The 20,400-nt window shown below is 41.6% G+C and carries 18 protein-coding genes; 6 read left to right on the forward strand and 12 right to left on the reverse strand.

The window, feature by feature from the left end:
• The first annotated feature begins 173 nt into the window (after positions 1 to 173).
• The 5 genes from dnaE to Q3A68_RS07145 all read left to right on the forward strand — a co-directional run bounded on the left by dnaE (position 174) and on the right by Q3A68_RS07145 (position 8,014).
• Positions 174 to 3,758, forward strand: coding sequence for a DNA polymerase III subunit alpha (dnaE, locus tag Q3A68_RS07125; protein ID WP_302900369.1), 3,585 nt, complete (start codon positions 174 to 176; stop codon positions 3,756 to 3,758).
• Positions 3,759 to 3,957: 199 nt separating this feature from the next.
• Positions 3,958 to 4,278 carry a thioredoxin gene (gene trxA, locus Q3A68_RS07130; protein ID WP_302900370.1) on the forward strand — a complete coding sequence of 107 codons (321 nt, stop codon included), beginning with the start codon at positions 3,958 to 3,960 and terminating at the stop codon, positions 4,276 to 4,278.
• 274 nt (positions 4,279 to 4,552) lie between these two features.
• On the forward strand, positions 4,553 to 5,473 hold the full coding sequence (locus Q3A68_RS07135; RefSeq protein WP_302900371.1) for a DUF58 domain-containing protein: 921 nt from the start codon (positions 4,553 to 4,555) through the stop codon (positions 5,471 to 5,473).
• A 110-nt stretch (positions 5,474 to 5,583) separates the two neighbouring features.
• On the forward strand, positions 5,584 to 7,323 hold the full coding sequence (locus Q3A68_RS07140) for a GMC family oxidoreductase (protein ID WP_302900372.1): 1,740 nt from the start codon (positions 5,584 to 5,586) through the stop codon (positions 7,321 to 7,323).
• Between the two features lie 10 nt (positions 7,324 to 7,333).
• A complete protein-coding gene (locus Q3A68_RS07145) occupies positions 7,334 to 8,014 on the forward strand; it encodes a gluconate 2-dehydrogenase subunit 3 family protein (protein ID WP_302900373.1) in 681 nt (226 codons plus the stop codon).
• A 287-nt stretch (positions 8,015 to 8,301) separates the two neighbouring features.
• Here the strand turns inward: Q3A68_RS07145 and Q3A68_RS07150 are convergent, their stop codons facing one another.
• The 12 genes from Q3A68_RS07150 to Q3A68_RS07205 form a co-directional block, all read right to left on the reverse strand.
• Entirely contained in the window at positions 8,302 to 8,619 is a 318-nt protein-coding gene (locus Q3A68_RS07150) for a 2Fe-2S iron-sulfur cluster-binding protein (RefSeq protein WP_302900374.1), read from the reverse strand.
• A 2-nt stretch (positions 8,620 to 8,621) separates the two neighbouring features.
• Positions 8,622 to 9,632: an NAD(P)/FAD-dependent oxidoreductase gene (locus Q3A68_RS07155; protein WP_302900375.1), complete on the reverse strand. Its 1,011-nt coding sequence runs from the start codon at positions 9,630 to 9,632 to the stop codon at positions 8,622 to 8,624.
• 75 nt (positions 9,633 to 9,707) lie between these two features.
• Positions 9,708 to 10,607: a LysR substrate-binding domain-containing protein gene (locus tag Q3A68_RS07160; RefSeq protein ID WP_302900376.1), complete on the reverse strand. Its 900-nt coding sequence runs from the start codon at positions 10,605 to 10,607 to the stop codon at positions 9,708 to 9,710.
• Between the two features lie 41 nt (positions 10,608 to 10,648).
• The gene (locus tag Q3A68_RS07165) at positions 10,649 to 11,839 is read right to left on the reverse strand and encodes an aspartate aminotransferase family protein (RefSeq protein ID WP_302900377.1); all 1,191 of its coding nucleotides are present in this window, start codon (positions 11,837 to 11,839) and stop codon (positions 10,649 to 10,651) included.
• Positions 11,840 to 11,905: 66 nt separating this feature from the next.
• Complete coding sequence (locus Q3A68_RS07170) at positions 11,906 to 12,406, reverse strand: hypothetical protein (protein WP_302900378.1); 501 nt, start codon at positions 12,404 to 12,406, stop codon at positions 11,906 to 11,908.
• 1 nt (position 12,407) lies between these two features.
• Positions 12,408 to 13,343 carry a hypothetical protein gene (locus Q3A68_RS07175; RefSeq protein ID WP_302900379.1) on the reverse strand — a complete coding sequence of 312 codons (936 nt, stop codon included), beginning with the start codon at positions 13,341 to 13,343 and terminating at the stop codon, positions 12,408 to 12,410.
• 51 nt (positions 13,344 to 13,394) lie between these two features.
• On the reverse strand, positions 13,395 to 13,949 hold the full coding sequence (locus Q3A68_RS07180) for an RNA polymerase sigma factor (RefSeq protein WP_302900380.1): 555 nt from the start codon (positions 13,947 to 13,949) through the stop codon (positions 13,395 to 13,397).
• Positions 13,950 to 14,002: 53 nt separating this feature from the next.
• Positions 14,003 to 14,464 carry a thioredoxin-dependent thiol peroxidase gene (bcp, locus tag Q3A68_RS07185; protein WP_302900381.1) on the reverse strand — a complete coding sequence of 154 codons (462 nt, stop codon included), beginning with the start codon at positions 14,462 to 14,464 and terminating at the stop codon, positions 14,003 to 14,005.
• A 13-nt stretch (positions 14,465 to 14,477) separates the two neighbouring features.
• Complete coding sequence (locus tag Q3A68_RS07190) at positions 14,478 to 15,017, reverse strand: hypothetical protein (protein ID WP_302900382.1); 540 nt, start codon at positions 15,015 to 15,017, stop codon at positions 14,478 to 14,480.
• A gap of 53 nt (positions 15,018 to 15,070) precedes the next feature.
• Entirely contained in the window at positions 15,071 to 16,789 is a 1,719-nt protein-coding gene (locus Q3A68_RS07195) for a peptidoglycan DD-metalloendopeptidase family protein (protein WP_302900383.1), read from the reverse strand.
• Between the two features lie 2 nt (positions 16,790 to 16,791).
• Entirely contained in the window at positions 16,792 to 17,403 is a 612-nt protein-coding gene (locus tag Q3A68_RS07200; RefSeq protein ID WP_302900384.1) for a fumarylacetoacetate hydrolase family protein, read from the reverse strand.
• 149 nt (positions 17,404 to 17,552) lie between these two features.
• Entirely contained in the window at positions 17,553 to 18,053 is a 501-nt protein-coding gene (locus Q3A68_RS07205) for a T9SS type A sorting domain-containing protein (protein ID WP_302900385.1), read from the reverse strand.
• A 190-nt stretch (positions 18,054 to 18,243) separates the two neighbouring features.
• On the opposite strand from Q3A68_RS07205, the gene Q3A68_RS07210 reads away from it, so the two are divergent.
• Complete coding sequence (locus Q3A68_RS07210) at positions 18,244 to 20,184, forward strand: KUP/HAK/KT family potassium transporter (RefSeq protein ID WP_302900386.1); 1,941 nt, start codon at positions 18,244 to 18,246, stop codon at positions 20,182 to 20,184.
• The last annotated feature ends 216 nt before the right edge of the window (positions 20,185 to 20,400 follow it).

The raw sequence follows: 20,400 nt of genomic DNA on the forward strand, positions 1-20,400 counted from the left end.
ATGGTTATTTTATAACTATCATGCTGTCAAATAGTTTGCTTTTGAACTCAATTTACTGAATTTAGTTCGCATTTTCAGTTTTCAACATATGGGGGTTTTTTAAACAGTAATTAACCATGAACGGCGTTTTTTTATAGATTTGTATTCCCCGGGAAAGTTGATCCAGATTAGTTATGCCAGATTTTTCACACTTACACGTACATACTCAATTCTCATTATTAGACGGTGCTGCCGACATCTCCAAGCTGTACAAAAAAGCCGCTGCCGATGGTATGAAGGCTTTGGCCATAACCGATCATGGGAATATGTTCGGCGTGTTCAAGTTTGTGGCTGAGGCCAGTAAACATAATGTAAAGCCTATTGTAGGTTGCGAGTTTTATGTGGTAGCCGATCGGCATATAAAACAGTTTACGAAGGAGAAAAAAGACGTTCGATGCCATCAGCTACTTTTGGCAAAGAACGCCGAAGGCTACCGTAACCTGGTAAAGTTATGTTCGCTGGGTTACATGGAGGGGCTTTACAGCAAATGGCCCCGTATCGATAAAGAGCTTATTGTAAAATATCATAAGGGATTAATCGCCACTACCTGCTGTATCGGTGCTTCGGTTCCGCAAGCGATATTAAGGGAAGGTGAGCAGAGGGCCGAAGAGGAATTTAAATGGTGGCTCGATCTTTTTGGTGAAGATTATTATATCGAATTACAGCGCCACGATATTCCTGAGCAGAATATTGTAAATGAAGTTCTGCTAAAATTTGCTAAGAAACATAATGTAAAAGTGATCTGCTCTAATGACTCGCACTATGTGGATCAGCAGGATGCCAACGCGCACGATATTTTGCTTTGTGTGAATACCGGCGATATGCAAAGTACGCCGATAGCAACGGATGAGGAAGGCGGTAAAGGTTATCGCTTTGGCTTCCCGAACGATCAATTCTACTTTAAAACACAGGCCGAGATGGGTAGACTGTTTCACGATCTGCCTGAATCATTGGATAACACCAACGAAATCGTCGATAAGGTAGAAGTGCTGAAACTGAAGCGTGATATCATGCTTCCCAACTTCGTTATCCCTGAAGAATTTAAGATACACAACACACCCGATGCAGACACCCTGAACCAGTGGGAATACCTGAAGCACCTGACTTTTACGGGTGCGAAGGAACGTTATAAGGACATAAGTCCTGAGGTAGAAGAACGCCTGAATTTTGAGTTATTCACCATCCGTACCATGGGTTTTGCAGGGTACTTCCTTATTGTAGCCGACTTTATTAAGGCTGGGCGCGATATGGGTGTGTTTATTGGACCGGGGCGTGGTTCGGCAGCGGGATCAGTGGTGGCTTATTGTATAGGCATTACCAATATCGACCCGATCAAATATAATTTGCTATTCGAAAGGTTCCTGAACCCCGACCGAAAGTCGATGCCCGATATTGATACGGACTTTGATGACTCGGGCCGTCAGAAAGTGATCGACTATGTGGTTGATAAATATGGCAAGAATCAGGTAGCGCAGATCATTACCTACGGCTCCATGGCCGCCCGTACCAGTATACAGGACGTCGGCCGTGTGCTGGACATGCCGCTATCCGAAGTGAGCGCATTGAAAAAGCTGGTGCCAGAAACTTTGGGTATCACCCTGCGCCAGGCCATCGATCAGGTGCCCGAATTACAGGATATTTATAAAGACCCCGGACTAAAAGGCACCGTACTTCGCGAGGCGGAAAAGTTGGAAGGGTCGGTACGCAATACGGGCGTCCACGCCGCGGGTATCATCATTGCCCCTGACGATTTGACTAATATCGTTCCAGTTGCCACAGCAAAAGACTCCGATCTGTTGGTAACTCAGTTCGATGGCCGTGTGATTGAGGATGCAGGCGTAATCAAGATGGACTTTTTGGGTCTGAAGACTTTGACCATCATTAAGGATGCACTTCGATTGATCAAACAAAACCACGGCGTCGAGATCGATATAGATTATATTCCGCTGGATGATGCAGAAACTTTTGCACTTTATCAGCGCGGAGATACCAACGGTACGTTCCAGTTTGAAAGTGACGGTATGCAAATGTACCTGCGCGATCTGAAGCCGGATAAGTTTGAGGATTTGATTGCCATGAACGCCTTATACCGTCCGGGGCCGATAGAGTATATTCCAAACTTCATCAGTCGTAAGCATGGCCGCGAACCTATCACATTCGACTTGGATGATATGGAAGAGTACCTGGGCGAAACCTATGGTATTACTGTGTACCAGGAACAGGTGATGCTTTTATCGCAAAAGCTGGCGGGCTTTAGTAAAGGTGATGCTGACGTATTGCGTAAAGCGATGGGTAAGAAGCAGATAGAGGTATTGAATAAGATGGAGGCGCAGTTTATGGATGGGGCCATGGCCAAAGGTCACCCAAAAGATAAGCTAACTAAAATTTGGACCGACTGGAAGGCTTTCGCTCAATACGCATTCAATAAATCGCACTCTACCTGTTATGCGTTTGTTGCCTATCAAACCGCTTTCCTGAAGGCGCACTACCCGGCAGAATACATGGCAGCGGTATTGAATAACCAGAACTCGATAGAAAAAATTTCCTTCTTTATGGAAGAATGCCGCCGAATGGGGGTACCTGTGCTTGGCCCGGATATTAATGAATCGGACATGGCGTTCTCAGTCAATAAAAAAGGAGAGGTCCGTTTCGGATTAACTGGCGTTAAGGGGGTAGGTGAAAAAGCTATAGAGAGTATCATAGAAGAACGTGAAAAAAATGGGCCATATCAATCTGTGTATGATTTTGCAAGGCGGTCAAATGCGCGTTCTGTGAATAAAAAATCATACGAAAACCTGGTTTACAGTGGCGCTTTTGATGAATTTAAATTGAACCGCGCCCAGTTCTTTGCCAAAACAGAAAATGGTGTCCTTACGGGTGTGGAGCGGTTGAGTAAATATGGCGTTGATTATCAGAATACCCAAAGCAGTTCGCAATCTTCACTTTTTGGAGGATCAGTGGCATCATATATTCCTGAGCCACCCATGCCTGAGGCCGAAGAGTGGCCATTGATAGAAAAGCTGAAATATGAAAAGGATGTGATCGGCATTTATCTGACCGGGCACCCACTGGATAACTACAAGTTAGAATTACAGCGCTATTGCAACGCTACTGTATCCGACCTGAAGAATATGCAAAAAGCGCGCTCCGGCGAGGGTGGAGATGAAGTGAAGGCAGCCTTTAATGAGTTGCGCAAAAAAGGCGAACTGAGCATAGGTGGCCTGGTTTCTACAGTTCAGCATAAAATGACTAAGACGGGGAAGCCATTTGGAACATTCGTGCTGGAAGATTACAATGACTCCTACGAGTTTGCCCTGTTTGGTGAGGATTATGTGAAATTCAGAAACCTGCTGGTTGATGGATACTTTCTGCACATCAAAGGTAATATTGAAGAAAAATTCAGGCAGAAAGATAACTGGGATCTGCGTATTGCAACCATGTCTTTATTAACCGAAATGCGCGACAAACTAACCAAATCCGTAACCGTTTGTATAGATTTGAATTCGCTGAGCGACAGTTTGATGAGCAACCTGGAACAGATAGTTGAGGAAAATAATCAGAAATACCCGGTAAAGAATTGTACGTTGCGATTCATGGTAAGAGATATGGAGGAGTCGTTGCTGATCGAGTTGCCAAGCAAAACTTTTAAGGTAAATCCAAGCGATGATTTGATGGCTGAGATACAGAGTTTAACGCACGCCGAGCCGGTATTGAAGTAGGTAAATTGTTAATAAACAGACTGGATTGATTGTTTGTTAATAAATTAATTTGACCCTGCCTGCCAATAAGACTACATTTATTGTCACCAATAAGTTAATGTGTCATACGTACATAATATGATTGTCACATTGTCATAGGTACACTTGTGGCAAGCAATTTGAATAGTATATATTTGTAAATAATTTAAATTTAAAAATCATGGCTTTAGAAATAACTGATGCAAACTTTGAAGAACTAGTTCTCAAAGCAGATAAACCGGTTTTGGTTGACTTTTGGGCAGAATGGTGCGGTCCGTGTCGCATGGTTGGTCCGGTAGTTGAGGAAATCTCCAAAGAATATAGCGGCAAGGCTATTGTTGGTAAAGTAAACGTCGACAATAACCCAGGCATATCGATGAAGTTCGGTATCCGCAATATCCCTGCTTTGTTATATTTCAACAAAGGCGAAATCGTTGACAAACAGATCGGTGCAGTACCAAAATCGATACTTGCCGGTAAGTTAGACAAACAGTTAGCATAATATATATTCAACCAGTATAAAAGAGGCCGTCTCAGACGGCCTCTTTTTTTTGTACTCCATCCTCCACCTTCCTCTAAATTTAGAAGGCATCGCACAGGCCTTTGCTTTTTACTTTTGATTTTAAATTATAGGCACTACGGGTCAAGCCATTGATGATCCAGGCTGACTTTTCTTATACTGAATTACTAAAAAACATTGTGTTCGTATCTATAATAAATTATCCCATTCACCAGTTTTTATTTGAATACACCAATCTGTTAACTACATTAGCAGTATGCCTAAATTAAGCGATGAACAGGAAATACGCCACCTGGCCAACCTTGAACTGTTGGCCCGGCAGGTAGTGGAGGGGTTTATAACCGGCTTGCACCAAAGCCCCTTTCATGGGTTTTCTGTCGAGTTTGCTGAGCACCGTCTGTATAACAATGGTGAATCGGTAAAAAACATCGACTGGAAGTTGCTGGCGCGAACGGATAAGCTTTTTGTAAAACAGTTTGAAGAGGAAACCAATCTGCGCTGTTACCTGCTGCTGGATACTTCATCGTCAATGAATTATCCTGAAAAGGGAATGGACAAGCTGCAATTCTCTATTTATGCAGTGGCGTCTTTGGCATATTTGTTCAAAAGACAAAGAGATGCATTTGGCTTGTGTCTTTTTTCTGATAAGATAGATTGGATCAGTGCCGCACGGTCAACCTCAAAACACTTGTTTTACCTGTTTGCTGAACTGGAGAAAGTTTACAATCAGCCTAAAAAGAACGCCACAACCAATATTACCAGTGTATTACATCATATTGCAGAGGAAGTTCATCAGCGTTCAATGATCATCATCTTCAGCGATATGCTGGAGAATAATTACACCGAGGAAAAACTGCAAGCTTTGTTCGCGGCTATTCAGCATCTGAAATATAACAAACATGAGGTGGTGATATTTAATGTGAACGATCGTCATAAGGAGCTTGAATTTGATTTTGATAATCGCCCGCATCAATTTGTAGACATTGAAAGCGGTGAGGAAATCAAAGTTCACCCAAATAAGATTCGCGAAGCTTACCGGTCAAATTTGGACAACTACCGTCATCAGTTAGAACTAAAATGTGCGCAGTATCATATAGATCTGGTTGATGCCAATATCCATGATGGTTATCACAATATTCTGAAAGCTTACCTGGTGAAGCGGAACAGCATGATTTAAGTAACAAATTAAATACAAAGGTTATTGAAACTGAATTTTGAAAAAGAAAATCAAAATGTAGATTTGTCGACACCAGTTTATACATAATACCTTTTTTAAATACTTATTTAATGGACGATATCCAGATTAAGAAGCAACCGAAAAAATACGATGCTATTATCGTTGGTTCGGGTGCAGGTGGCGGTATGGCCGCGTATGTTTTAGCTAATGCAGGTTTAAAAGTTTGTTTGCTTGAGGCAGGTCCAAATTATGACCCCCGCGAAAATTCATCACAATTAAAACAACCTTGGGAATCGCCGCGTCGTGGTGCCAGCACAAAGTTCCGTCCGTTTGGCGACTTTGATGGTTGCTACTGGGGATGGGAAATTGATGGCGAACCCTACACCCAGAAAGACGGGAGTAACTGGGAATGGTGGCGCGCCCGTATGGTGGGCGGTCGTACCAATCACTGGGGACGTATCTCACTGCGCTTTGGCCCGAATGACTTTAAACGCCGCAGTATAGATGGGTTGGGTGATGACTGGCCAATTGGCTACGATGATATAAAACCTTACTACGATAAGATAGATAAGCTGATAGGAGTATTTGGTACCAATGAAGGTTTATATAACGATCCGGATGGTATATTCCTGCCACCGCCAAAGCCGAGATTACACGAGTTATTTATAAAGAAGGCTGCTGGTAATATCAATATCCCGGTAATCCCTTCACGTTTATCTATATTAACCAAAAAGATCAATAAAGACCGCGAAGCATGTTTCTACTGCGCACAGTGTGGACGCAGTTGTAAAATTTATGGTGACTTCTCGTCTTCATCAGTATTGGTAAAACCGGCGGTTGCTACAGGCAATGTCGACCTGGTGGTAAATGCTATGGCCCGCGAAGTGTTAACCAACCGCGACGGTCTGGCGACAGGTGTTTCGTATGTGAACAAGGCTGATATGCAAGAGTACCAGGTATTTGGCCGTACGGTGATTTTAGCTGCCAGCGCCTGCGAAAGCGCGAGATTAATGTTGAACTCCAAATCAAGCCGTTATCCTAATGGTATTGGTAACTCAAGCGGTGTGGTAGGTAAATATCTTCACGATTCTACTGGCGCTGATATGGGCGGTATTATTCCTGCATTGTTTGACCGTAAACGCTATAACGAAGATGGCGTAGGCGGTATGCACGTGTATACCCCATGGTGGCTGGATAATAAGAAACTGGATTTTCCTCGTGGTTATCACATCGAATACGGTGGCGGTTTCGGTATGCCTTTATATGGTTTTAATTGGGATATACAGAACCTGAATGGCGCATATAAAATTCACGGTAAGCAAAAAGAAGCAGGCGGTTACGGCGCTTCACTGAAAGAAGATTACCGTTACTTCTTTGGTGCGCACGTAGGCATGGCCGGCAGAGGTGAAGGTATTGCCCGCGAGGACAGCTATTGCGAAATCGATCCGAATGTGGTAGATAAATATGGCATCCCGGTACTGCGTTTCCATACTAAATGGTCGGATTACGAGATCAATCAGGCTAAGCACATGAAGGAAACCTTTAAAGAGATATTACACAGCATGGGCGCTGTAATTACCTGGGGGGGAGACGACGGTCCACATAATAACTACGGTTTGCATGCACCTGGCAATATCATCCATGAGGCCGGAACGGTACGTATGGGTAACGATGCTAAGAAATCGCCATTAAATAAATATAGCCAGTCGCATGATGTGAAAAACCTGTTCTGCGTGGATGGCGGACAGTTTGTATCGCAGGCGGATAAGAATATCACCTGGACGATACTGGCGCTCTCCATGCGTGCATCGGAGTATATAGTTGACCAAATGAAAAAACAAAATATTTAATTCTGTTATCATGGATAGAAGAGATTCCCTTAAAGCCCTGATCGTTGGTGGTATATCCACATCAGTTTTGCTGGATGCCTGCAAGCAACCGGCAAAAGAGGGCGCTGAGAATAACGAAAACAAAGATGCTAAAGGTCCGGATGAATCGGACCGTATGGCTGAAGAAAAACTGGTGAATAAACAGTTGCGCGAAGCTCCAAAATTTTTCACAGATAATGAAATGGCTACCATTATCATTTTAGGAGATATTATTATTCCTAAAGATGATGTAAGTGGCAGCGCTTCGGATGCAAAAGTGCCTGATTTTATTGAATTTATAGTGAAGGATATGCCTGAGCACCAAACCCCGATGCGTGGTGGTTTGCGCTGGTTGGATATGCAATGCCTGAAACGATATGATAAGGCATTTAAAGATTGCAACCATACCCAGCAAATGGAAATGGTTGATGAGATTGCCTGGCCGAAAAAAGCAAAACCCGAAATGCACCAGGGAGTAGCCTTCTTTAACTTGATGCGTAATCTTACAGCTACCGGTTTTTATACCTCCGAGATTGGTGTAAAAGATGTAGGTTACAAAGGCAATGCGCCAAACCAATGGAATGGTGTGCCAGATGATGTATTGAAACAATACAATATGGCCTATACCGAAAAGGAGCTGAAAGAGTGCATCAGCTTTGATACTAAAGCATAACATAAACGCCCCGTTAACCGGGGCGTTTTCTTTTTGGTGTTATTGTCTTTACAAACCTTCTTCCAATTGTTAATATTTTGAAAATGTTAACATTGTATTTTGTGTAAACACCTATTCATCATCTATCGGTAACATTAACTTAAAACGAGAGGAGCACCTTTGCGGCAGTTAAAACGCCGGATATTTCAAATCATCGTCTCGTTCTTTATTCCGGCTTTTAAGATCAGTTAATAGTTAGTTATGATGAAGAGAGCTTGCTCTCTTTATTTGTTTCTACAAAGTCGTATTCATTCTTCGCCGCGTATGCGAAATACCATTCCATTCATGTCTTTCCTTATCCTCAATTGACAAGCGAGGCGGCTGTCCGGTCCGGCATCTGGCAAGGTATCTAAAAGGTCAAGTTCGGCATCCGATGGATGAAAATATCCCTCAGGTCCTTCCAAAACCTGAACATGGCACGTTGCGCAAAGAGCCATACCTCCGCATGTAGCAAGTATATGGTGATCTGCTGCTTTTAGAACTTCCATTAAGCTCAGGTTTATATCCTCGGGTATCTCCACAGGTTCACGGTGACCATTCCTGTCCTCTATAATTAAAGTTATCATAATTAAAATGCTGTTACGCCGTAAACTGTAGTATACTTGAAAGTTAGTTTTTGCTCTGGATATACCTGCCTGAAAGCACTTTGGGCCATCAACGCCGCTTCATGAAATCCGCATAGTATTAGTTTTAACTTACCCGGGTAGGTATTAATATCCCCTATTGCGTATATGCCCGGAACATTGGTAGAATAATCGAATGTATTTACCTCTATTGCCGAAAAGTTAATATTTAAGCCCCAATCCGCAATCGGACCCAATTTCGGAGTAAGGCCATAGAGCGGTATTAAATGATTGGTCTCAATAATGGATTCTTCGCTATTCCTGTTTAGGATGTTCACTTCCTGCAAATGACCGTTTCCGTTTATGCTGGTGATATGTGATTGCAGTACCAGGTTGATCTTTCCCTGCGTTGCCAAACCGAAAACTTTTTCTGCAGAATCAGGAGATCCCCGGAAAGTGTCGCCTCTGTGTACCAATGTTACTTCGGATGCAATGTCTGCTAAAAATATGGTCCAGTCTAAGGCGGAATCGCCCCCGCCGGAAAGTACTACTTTTGTATTTCTATAAACTTCCGGATTCTTTATCATGTAAGCTACGCCTTTTCCTTCGAAGTCTTCCAGCCTGTCTATGGCAGGTTTCCGGGGCTCAAAACAACCCAGGCCACCGGCAATTACCACAGCTTTGCAATGGACCTCCGTACCATCATTGGTTTCTAAAATAAAGGATGCATCATCTAATTGATGTAATTGTTCAACCCTTTCGCCTAATGAAAATGTGGGTTTAAACGGGGCAATCTGATCCATCAATCCGTTTACCAATTGTTGCGCGTTAATGCTCGAAAAACCGGGTATATCATAGATCGGCTTCTGAGGATATATTTCAGATAGCTGGCCGCCAACCTGTGGTAATACGTCGATAAGGTGACAACGCATTTTTAATAAGCCGGCTTCAAAAACAGCAAATAAACCTACAGGGCCAGCGCCTATAATGCAGAGATCGGTAGTAATGAGTGCCATAAATTCTGTATTTGGATAACACTCAAAGGTGACTGCTATTATAACTTAAATCAAATGATAAATAGTAATATGAGATTACTTTAAGTTATAGTTTGATAGGCAAAAACGTTTGAACAGTTCGATAAGTTTGGTATATTTCCCATGCAACTGGATAAATTCAAAGATTCTGAATATCTCTAAACCTTTAATTTCTATAACCGCCAGTTCGTTATATTTCAATTCATTGATCACCGATTGAATAGAAAGAAAAGTTGCAGTTTCTGAATATAGCAGATATTCTTTTATAGCAATGCTGCTTTCCAGTTGAATTTCTATTTGCAAATCTTTAGGGTTTATATGCACGTCCGAGAGCGCATTAAATATCACGTCCAAAGTGCCGGAACCTGCTTCGCGCAAAACAAGGGGGATATTCAGTAATTGCCTCGGGTTTATTTCACCTTTTTTGGCGAGTTGATTATTTGCCCGGGTTACCAACACAATTTCGTCTTTAGCAAAGGGCGCATAGGCGATTTGCGGATAGTGTGCGGCGCCTTCAACAATGGCAATGTCAATTTTTTCATCCAAAACCTGCTGGGTAATATAATCGGTATTGCCTTGTATAAAGGTGAATGAAATAGATGGATAGGTTTGTTTAAATAAAGCCAGTAAACGCGGTAAAATGGTTTGTGCTACAGTGGTGCTCGAACCAATATGAACTGTGCCTGCTTCAATATTATTTAGCTGGGCGAGTTCGGTTTCAAGATCATTATAGATATGAAAAATTCGCTCTGTATACTGGAGTAATATTTTACCTGCCGTAGTGAGTGTAATAGTACTACCATTGCGTTTAAACAATTGAAGATTTAGCTGATGTTCTAATTCTTTGATGTGCTTGGTTATCGCAGGTTGGGTAATAAATAGTTCATTCGCAGCTTTTGTAAAACTGAGTTTTTGAGCAACAGTATAAAATACTTTCAGCCTGAAATCAAAAATCATCGGTTCTAAGTTAGGCGTTCAAAAAATAAATAATGCAATTATTATCGACTGCAATGATCAATAGCCTCGAGAATTATTTTGCAGGCTTTCCTGATCTCGCCCGGCGTGATAATCAAAGGCGGAGCGATACGCATAGAATTACTGCAATGCAGGAACCAGTCGACCACCACGCCATTATCAATGCAGCGGTCAATGATCTTTTTATTCAGTTCGAAATTTTCCAGTTCGACAGCCAGCATCAGCCCTTTGCCACGCACTCCCTTGATGGCAGGATGCACCATCAGCTCGCGGAATAGTTTCTCTTTAGACTCAACCTGACTAACAAGGTCTTCATTCAACAAAACCTCCAGAGCCGCTAATCCGGCAGCACAGCATACCGGGTGCCCCCCGAATGTGGTGATATGTCCCAGTATCGGATTTTCTTTAAGTGCCCCCATGATCTGATTGGAGGAGATAAATACCCCGAGAGGCATGCCTCCGCCCAGGGCCTTGGCTAAAAGCAGTATATCCGGAACTATATCAAAATGCTCAAATGCAAATAGTTTACCTGTACGGCCAAATGCTGCCTGTATTTCGTCCAGTATCAATAGCGTGCCGGTTTGGGTGCAACGCTTACGTAAGGCTTGCATATAGGCTATATCGGGTACGCGGATACCTGCTTCTCCTTGTAAAGTTTCGATAATCACACAAGCTGTTTCATCAGAGATCAGTTCCAGGTCATCGATATTATTAAACCGGATAAAATTGACACCCGGCAATAAGGGACGATAGGCTTGTTTGTATTCTTCATTACCCATCACACTCAAAGCGCCATTAGTGCTGCCGTGATAAGAGTTATAGCACGAAACAATCTTGCTGCGGCCAGTGTACCGTTTAGCCAGTTTAAGCGCTCCTTCAACGGCTTCGGCTCCCGAGTTTACAAAATAGACTGAACTTAGCTGTGGAGGTAAAACTGATACCAGCTTTTCAGCAAAACGCACCTGGGGTGTTTGCACATATTCGCCATAAACCATCAGGTGCATGTACTTATCCAGTTGTTCTTTAATGGCATTGATGACATAGGAATTGCCATGGCCCAGGCTGCTTACTCCAATGCCAGAGATCAGATCGATATAACGTTTCCCTCCTGTATCATACATATAGATACCTTCGGCACGTTCAAATTCGAGCAGGAGCGGGAAGTCAGTTGTCTGGGCATTGTTAGCTAAAAATAGCTGGCGAAGTGTGAGCATATGCAAAAATAACAAAGGCTTACGTACTTGAATATGTAAGCCTCCACAAATATAGCTTGTTAAATATTATGGGTTGTTCTTTATAGCCTCGCTGCGTTCTGAAAGTTGTTTTATCAGCTCATCATTAAAATCACGCTCGCTTTTGAATATCAAACTCACTTTTTCGGGGGCGAGTATCTTTAAAAATTCGTCGGTATAATATTTTCTGGTATTTACCAACTCACTTTCATAATACAATTCCCTGTCAATCTGATCTTTTCCGTTGGGTTGGTCAGGTGAGTTGTTTGCTCTTTTTTTCTGAAGGATTTCCTTGAGGGCCTGCCTGTAACGGCGGTACACCGGCCAAAACCGCTGGCCCTGGTCGGCATTCATATTAAGTCTTTTGTTGATATATTCTTCGCGTACCTCTTCTATCCGGTTATTGCCACCGTTTTGCCGGCGCTGTATCACTCGTTCCTGGAAATTTTGCGGACGCCGGAGCAATGGCCTGACAACCTGCCCGAACGATTTAGTACAAATACCCAAAAACAAAAATATGATAAAGATATGTTTGGCCAGTTTATACATTTTATTGACTGGTGTCTAATTCATCCTGCAGATCGCTACTTAAATTATCTGCGTTAACTTGTTTGCTTTCATCCATCAGAGTGTGCGAATCATTCTGATCAACATTTGACTGGATGTAATCTTTGATATCATCAACCGACACCTGTGATAATGATTTATGCAGGAAAGAATGGTTGTGATCCTCTGGAGCACCAGTATTCTGGGTTAAGAGGATAGTTGCCCCAACTGCCAGTGTAATACAGGCTGCGGTTGCATACTTAAAGGTTTGTGAAGCAAATAGTTGCCTTACAATGCCTCTCTTCGGTTTTACAACTTCTTTCTTTTCAGCTGGTTGATTAACCGTTTTATCAAGAATGTTTGCGTTAAGCCTATCAAAATAACCCTCAGGAACAGCAAATACCTCTACCTGGTTTAAAGCCTCTTCTACTGCAATACGGCTTTGAATGTTTTGGTTTAACTCTTCAAAGTAGCCTTTCGGTACAGAGAACGTATCCTCTGATTTATCTAAAGCCTCCTCCACTGCAATACGGCTCTGGATATTCTGACTTAGCTCATCAAAATAACCTTGCGGTACGGTAAATGCATCTTCCGATTTATCTAAAGCCTCCTCCACTGCAATGCGGCTTTGGATGTTTTGGCTTAACTCATCAAAATATCCTTCGGGAACAGTAAATCCGGTAGTCTCTTTATCGGCAGCTCCTTCAATTGCAATACGGGCGTTGATATTGTTGCTTAGCTCATCAAAGTATTTTTCGGGCACAGCAAACCCATTTGAAGGAGAGCCAGTTTTTAATTCATCTAACTTGATATATGACACGATCTGCTGCTCCAGTTCATCAAAATAGCCATCAGGCACTGTAAACGGGTTATTTGGATTAACCTGTTTAAGTGACAAATAATCATTAAGCCATTCTCTATTTCCTCTTTCGCTGTTCATATCGTTATATAGATGAATCTCATGCACAAAGGTTTAAAGTAAATTTAAAATTTAATCCCTTGATAGTAAAAATGATTCAATTTTTTTCACAGCAAGATGAAAGGAAGCCTTTAGCGCACCCACACTTGTTCCCAGCACTTCCGACATCTCTTCATACTTCATATCATCATAATACTTCATATTAAACACAAGGCGCTGTTTTTCAGGCAGGGTCAAGATAGCCTGCTGCAATTTCAGCTGTGCCTGATCGCCGTTAAAATAACCCGAATCCGCCAATGTATCGGCAAGTTCGTAAGATACGTCATCCAGTGGAATGTTATTTTTTTGTTTTTTCTTGTTTAGAAATGTAATACACTCATTAGTGGCTATACGATACATCCAGGTGTACAACTGGGCGTCGCTACGGAAACCAGGCAGGTTTTTCCAAACCTTTACAAAAGTATCCTGGATCAGGTCATCCGCATCGTCATGGTCAACTACCATCCGGCGGATATGCCAGTAGAGTTTTTGCTGGTATTTTTTTAATAGCAGGTTAAAAGCTTCATTCCGGGTCTTTTCGTCCTGGAACTTGCGTAATATTTCTGCATCATCAACCTGTACCGACATGTATTATTATTTATGATTTACTCGTAATTATGGCGAAAATAATTAAAAATCTTTTATTGTAGCAGGTCGAGCACCTGCTGCGAAGCGTTTTTGCTGTTAACTTTATCTATTACCCTTATGATTTTTCCATTTGGATCGATCACAAAGGTCGTACGCAAGGTACCCATATATTTTCGGCCGAATAACATTTTCTCAGCCCAGAGGCCATATTGTTCTACAATTATCCTGTCCGGGTCGGCTATTAGTGGAAATGGCAGGTTGAACTTCTTCTCAAATTTTTTGTGCGATTTTTCTGTGTCGGTACTTACGCCGATCACTGCAAACCCTTTGCTGAGTAACGATTGATAATTATCGCGGAAGTTACACGCCTCATTAGTGCAGGTTGGGGTGTTATCCTGCGGATAAAAGTACAGGATAACATTTTTGCCCTTGAAATCGGATAATGCAACGGTATTGCCATTTTGGTCTTTTGCTGTAAAATCGGGGGCCTTGTCACCCTCTTGTGGTATTGCCATATTTTGTATTTTACTAAGTTAGATTATTATTAGTTGGCATAGCCAATCTAAAATTTCTCGCTAAATTTTTGCTCTTAAAATAGTTAATCAGGCCGTGGAAAAAAGAAAAGCCCTCACCTCTGTAGGTATTTAATATATTTATGCAAACGTTGCTTTCATCTAAAATTATATTAATAATCTGTTCCCTTAGATAGCCTACTTTCTTTTTGCCTCTGATCAAGTTGGGATTACCCGACGTAAATACGATATCGGGGTATTGATCTTCTAAAACAAGCATAATGGCGTCTCTGTTTTCGTTAGGAGTTTTGCCTTTAGAGACAACTAATTTGTTCATGAAGTAAAGACTAATTATCAACCACAGATCAATTAAGACGAATAATAATTCTAAAAGCGAAAATTTTTGCCTAGCAGAAAAAAATATCACTTTCACAGATATAATTGGAAGTATCCAAGCCAAAAAATACATCATAAAATAATCAAATATTAACGAGGTATTTGATTTATAAACAATTCTTTTTCTTTGAATACTTTTATCAACGATTATTTGTCTCATGTGGGTTAAGATAATTATAAATTCTAAACGGGGACATTCGTCCATTTAAATAATTATCTGAAAAAATATGCGGAAAATTGCGAAATATTATCCTTATTATCAGTAACGGTTAAGTCAAATATATGTTTCCCTGAAGCCAAATCCTTGTCGAACTTGTAGCTTAAAACTTTGGTTTTATAGTCCCATTCCATCAATACCCATTTGCCGTCAATTTTACCCGTATAAGTTTTTACCCCCGACATATTATCGCCAATCTTAAGGGCTATGCGCTGCATTTTGGCCATGTTACTCCCATTTTTGATGTTGAGTGAATGAATAACAGGGGGAACGGAATCGACCCGGATATAATAATCGCCAAATGTACGTGCGCTGGCTTTAATGTAGCCATTGTCATAAGTACCTCCTTCGCAAACGCCATTGGCATTCATAATCACCGCTTTGCCAATATTGTTGCCAATTTTTTCATCGGGTTTTATCCAGATCTGGAAAGTATCATTGATTGGCGTGAGATGATTATGCAGGTGATGAATGGCTGAATACATGCCCGGTTTGCCTGGTGAAGCAGAATAGGTAAAGTTCAGGTCATCATACAAATTGCCTTTCGGAACCACCACTTTTAGATTGTCTGCATTAAATTCATTCTGACGGTCGTAATGGAATAAAGTTGTTCCGGTAGAGGTAGGAACAGCCGCGATTTTGGCCGTACTTGATTTTACCTTGATATTTAATGTTGATGTATTTCCAGCGACGTCTTTTACCACGTATTGCACATCATGTATAGCGTCATCAGTAAAATTAACTACCCCGCGATTTACAGATTGCGGATAGAGTGTGATCTTACTGCCCGGTAGTATAAAACATTTTTGGATGAAACGGTGCGAGCTTAGAAAGATAGGGTAATCAATATAGGCATTGATAGAATGCGTTTGATCAAAGGCAAAACGTTCAACGGCAAAGGTGTAAACGGTTGTACCATCAACTTTTAATTCGATGGAATAGATACCGTTATGATTGAATGAAGCGCTGTTCATGTCAGTTGCGGTAATTCCAAAACCGGTTTCGCCGCTTACGTTGATCACCTGGGGTTTGGTTAGATGGTAATGACCCGCCGCGCCAGCAACTGCAAAAAACTGTCTTGGTGTTTTTTCGCTGAAAGGGGCGTCACTGAGGCGATACACGCAAATGGCGCCCAAAGCAGGAGGAACATGATCGGGTATAGTCAGCCCGAATAGTTGCGGATTTATAGTTTGCTCGGTTTGGGTATCTCTTATTTCAAAATGTAAATGCGGCCCTGCTGAAGCCCCAGCATTGCCTGACCAGGCGATCACATCGTCTTTACAAACCATAACCTGTGTGGGTGGCAGTTTAAAATCAACCTCAAAACTTTGGGAGTCGTATTGCTGTTTGCGTACTATTTCCTCCAATTTTGCATCAAAACGTTCGATGTGCCCATAAACTGTCGTGAAGCCGTTGGGGTGGGTGACATAGATGGCATTACCAAAGCCACCAAACTGGACTCTTAAACGCGATATATAACCGTCATAAGCTGCATGAACTGGGTAGCCGGTGCGGCTGTTGGTTTTAAAATCGAGCCCTGAGTGGAAATGTTCCGGGCGCAACTCACCAAATGACCCGGCGGTGCTTGGCGGCAGGTCTAAAGGGTAGCGAAAAAAGTTTTTAGGGTACTGTTTGGTTTGAATAGGATCCTGCGCAAAACAATTAATAGCAAACCCCAGGCAGATTGTATAAAAGGGAATAGTTTTTTTAAACATGCTTATTTAACGTAGAAATCAAGCATTTTCACATCTTCAATATAACCTTCCAGATGATCGCCTATTTTTACCCTACCTACGCCCTCGGGTGTGCCGGTAAAAATCAGGTCGCCTTTTTTGAGTGTGATGTATCTTGATACAAAGGCTATTATACGTTCAAAAGAGAATAAAAGGTCTTTGGTGTTGCCGTACTGGCGCACCTCTCCGTTGATATCGAGTTTAAAATTTAAATGATACAGATCGCTAAAATTGGCTTTCGGTACAAAATTGCTTACCGGTGCCGAACCATCAAATGCCTTGGCCAGTTCCCAGGGTAAGCCTTTCTCTTTATGTCGCTGCTGAATATCACGGGCCGTAAAATCAACTCCTAAACCGATCTCCTCAAAATAACTGCCGGCAAATTTTTCATTAACATGCTTCCCTTCCTTGCTGATCTTTAAAACGATCTCAATCTCGTGATGAACATCTTCGGAAAAATCGGGATGGTAAAAAGGCTTGTTATCTTTCAATATAGCCGTATCCGGTTTCATGAATATCACCGGACTGGTCGGAACAGGATTGTTTAATTCTTTAGCGTGTTCGGCGTAATTGCGGCCTATGGCAATTATTTTCATAGTGCTTGTAAAACGCCAAAGCTAATGATTTAGTTGTAATGGTTGGAGTGGTTTTAATAGTTGTAGATGTCGTAATTGTAGTTCCTGGAAAAATGGTTAGCGTCGATAACGACTTGAACATCTGCAACCACTCCAACGTTTCCAACAGACTATAATACCGATATCCTCTTGATCACTGATTCTGTCCCAGCAACTACTCGGATAAAGTAAAATCCGCGCGATAGCTTGTTACTAACGGGATAAGTAAAACTTTGTTCGCCTGATCCGATTCTTTGGGAAACCAAAGTCATTACATCATTACCCAAAACGTCCATCACTTTTACAGTGACCAACGCATTGCGGGATAAAACGTATTTAACATTGATGATATCAGTAACCGGATTAGGATAAACCTGAACATCAGTAAGCAGTTTATCATCTGTGCGGATCACACTTATTTTGGCGGTAGAAGTAACGGCCGGTTTCAGTGGTGGTAGTGCCAAATGCAACCCCGTTTTTGGGTAGGAGTTTTTTGTTGTAGTGATTTTTGTTTTTGGAAGATGTAAGGTCGTATCAGACTTATTTGCCTGAAAAGCAGAGGCAATATTTATGGTTAATGCAAGCGCAAATATTGTTAACCATGAAAAAATATTAGTATAGTTTTGCCTCATGCTCAAATTTCCTATACAAAAATAGAAATAATGTCGCTATCAATTAATAACAAAACCCTTTTAAAGAATATTTTAACAAAATTTAACAAAATGAGTTTTATTATTGAATATTTGCGCAAATTTATAATGTAAAAGACACACTAAGAGTTATAAATTTAGCAAAAAAGCTCATAACTTTTATCGTTAACAAATGCATAAAGACCTTCAAAAGCTTTCTCTTGCCGGCCTTCTCATAAGTCTTGGTATCATTTATGGAGATATTGGTACTTCTCCGCTTTACGTGTTCAAAGCCATTGTAGGCACACAACAAATATCAGAAACCTTAGTGCTGGGAGGGATTTCCTGTATTTTCTGGACGCTTACGTTACAGACGACATTGAAATACGTAATAATCACCTTGCAGGCGGATAACAAGGGCGAAGGTGGCATATTTTCCTTGTTCTCGCTGGTTCGGCGCAAGGCTAAATGGCTTATTATACCTGCAGTTGTAGGTGGTTGCGCTTTATTGGCCGATGGTATCATTACACCACCTATTACCATTTCTGCTGCTATTGAAGGTCTTGAAGCAAAGTTTCCGCATTTGCATACGGTTACAATAGTCATTATTATTATTACAGCGCTGTTTGTCATACAGCAATTTGGTACCTCTCTGGTGGGTAAAGCTTTTGGCCCGGTGATGTTCCTTTGGTTTACTATGATGGGTGTATTGGGGCTGATGTATATTTTTCAGATGCCTTCGGTGATCAAAGCTTTAAATCCATACTATGCTTTAGTATTGCTGACCAGTAGTAATTACAATGCATTTCTCATATTAGGGGCCGTCTTCCTGTGTACAACGGGGGCGGAGGCTTTATACTCCGATCTGGGGCACTGCGGGCGTAATAACATACGCATCAGCTGGATATATGTAAAAACCTGCCTGGTGCTCAACTATTTGGGACAAGGGGTATGGCTGTTACATCGCAACGGACAAACCCTGAATCTGAACCTTCATAATCCTTTCTATGAAATTATGCCTTCATGGTTCCTTATCTACGGAATTGGTATAGCGACCATAGCCGCTATAATAGCCAGCCAGGCCTTAATTTCAGGTTCCTATACGTTGATCGCAGAAGCCGTGCGGCTTAACTTATGGCTAAAAGTGAAGATCAACTACCCAACGGAGCAGAAGGGACAACTTTATGTGCCGAGCATTAACTGGCTCCTGTGTGCTGGTTGTATCGGCGTAGTACTTCTGTTTAAACACTCAGACAAAATGGAATCGGCCTATGGTTTGAGTATTACCGTAGCGATGCTGATGACTACCATATTGGTATCAAAGTTTCTGGCAAAACGGAAATTTCCAGCCTATGTCATCGGTATATTCCTTGTAGTGTATCTGCTCATTGAGGTTACTTTCTTGTCGGGTAACCTGGTGAAATTTGTACACGGCGGTTGGTTTACGTTATCAGTTGGAGCAGTTCTGTTTGCCATTATGTGGACCTGGCATATTGCACGAAAGATCAGAAACCGTTATGTGAAGTTTATTAATATTGAGGATTACTATACTATACTAAAAGAATTGAGCGAAGATGAGTCGGTGCCAAAATATGCTTCGCAATTGGTATACCTCACAAGTGCCAATTTTGATTCGGAGGTTGAATCCAAGATCATTTATTCGATTTTGCAAAAGCAGCCAAAAAGGGCTGACGTTTATTGGCTGGTGCATGTGGATGTGGTGGATGAACCCTACAGAAGGGAATACGAAGTGAATTTCCTGGTGCCAAATAAAGTGATTCGTATTGATTTTAAGTTGGGTTTCCGGGTGGAGCAACAGATCAACTTATTATTCAGAAGGGTGGTAGAGGATTTAGTGAAGAAAGGGGAGGTGAATATTACCAGTACTTATAAATCACTAAACAAGCATAAAATAGTGGGCGATTTCAGGTTTGTGGTGATTGAAAAAGTATTATCGCGCTCACACCGGCTATCATTTTACGAGCGCGTTATCATGCTTATTTATAATTATCTCAAAAGGGCCAGTTTATCTGAGGAGCGTGGCTTTGGCCTGGACCTGAGTTTTGTTACCGTGGAGAAAGTGCCTTTGATGCTCACTGATCCTGAGGTGGTTGATATACAAAGAGTAGGGTGATATTAAGTTGTAATGGCTAAAATCGTTGGAAGAGTTGTAGTGGTTGTTTATTTTTTATAATCTACAACTTTTTGAACCATTATAACATTTACAACCTCTCCAGTGTGTTACATGTAACAGGTGTAACGGAATAACACCCGCAATAGTTAAAAAAAATTAACTGGTGCTTTCTGGTTGTAGTTGTTAAAAATGTTGTAATAGTTATTTATCATCTGC

The sequence above is a fragment of the Mucilaginibacter tolerans genome (genome assembly GCF_030519375.1).
GTDB lineage: Bacteria > Bacteroidota > Bacteroidia > Sphingobacteriales > Sphingobacteriaceae > Mucilaginibacter.

Bases quoted from the DNA above. Each gene is read 5' to 3' on its own strand.
- trxA (WP_302900370.1), top strand. From the start codon at position 3,958: ATGGCTTTAGAAATAACTGATGCAAACTTTGAAGAACTAGTTCTCAAA.
- Q3A68_RS07210 (WP_302900386.1), top strand. From the start codon at position 18,244: ATGCATAAAGACCTTCAAAAGCTTTCTCTTGCCGGCCTTCTCATAAGT.
- Q3A68_RS07205 (WP_302900385.1), bottom strand. From the start codon at position 18,053: ATGAGGCAAAACTATACTAATATTTTTTCATGGTTAACAATATTTGCG.
- Q3A68_RS07180 (WP_302900380.1), bottom strand. From the start codon at position 13,949: ATGTCGGTACAGGTTGATGATGCAGAAATATTACGCAAGTTCCAGGAC.
- Q3A68_RS07165 (WP_302900377.1), bottom strand. From the start codon at position 11,839: ATGCTCACACTTCGCCAGCTATTTTTAGCTAACAATGCCCAGACAACT.
- Q3A68_RS07200 (WP_302900384.1), bottom strand. From the start codon at position 17,403: ATGAAAATAATTGCCATAGGCCGCAATTACGCCGAACACGCTAAAGAA.
- dnaE (WP_302900369.1), top strand. From the start codon at position 174: ATGCCAGATTTTTCACACTTACACGTACATACTCAATTCTCATTATTA.
- Q3A68_RS07150 (WP_302900374.1), bottom strand. From the start codon at position 8,619: ATGATAACTTTAATTATAGAGGACAGGAATGGTCACCGTGAACCTGTG.
- Q3A68_RS07175 (WP_302900379.1), bottom strand. From the start codon at position 13,343: ATGAACAGCGAAAGAGGAAATAGAGAATGGCTTAATGATTATTTGTCA.
- bcp (WP_302900381.1), bottom strand. From the start codon at position 14,464: ATGGCAATACCACAAGAGGGTGACAAGGCCCCCGATTTTACAGCAAAA.
- Q3A68_RS07190 (WP_302900382.1), bottom strand. From the start codon at position 15,017: ATGAGACAAATAATCGTTGATAAAAGTATTCAAAGAAAAAGAATTGTT.
- Q3A68_RS07140 (WP_302900372.1), top strand. From the start codon at position 5,584: ATGGACGATATCCAGATTAAGAAGCAACCGAAAAAATACGATGCTATT.
- Q3A68_RS07155 (WP_302900375.1), bottom strand. From the start codon at position 9,632: ATGGCACTCATTACTACCGATCTCTGCATTATAGGCGCTGGCCCTGTA.
- Q3A68_RS07160 (WP_302900376.1), bottom strand. From the start codon at position 10,607: ATGATTTTTGATTTCAGGCTGAAAGTATTTTATACTGTTGCTCAAAAA.
- Q3A68_RS07170 (WP_302900378.1), bottom strand. From the start codon at position 12,406: ATGTATAAACTGGCCAAACATATCTTTATCATATTTTTGTTTTTGGGT.
- Q3A68_RS07145 (WP_302900373.1), top strand. From the start codon at position 7,334: ATGGATAGAAGAGATTCCCTTAAAGCCCTGATCGTTGGTGGTATATCC.
- Q3A68_RS07135 (WP_302900371.1), top strand. From the start codon at position 4,553: ATGCCTAAATTAAGCGATGAACAGGAAATACGCCACCTGGCCAACCTT.
- Q3A68_RS07195 (WP_302900383.1), bottom strand. From the start codon at position 16,789: ATGTTTAAAAAAACTATTCCCTTTTATACAATCTGCCTGGGGTTTGCT.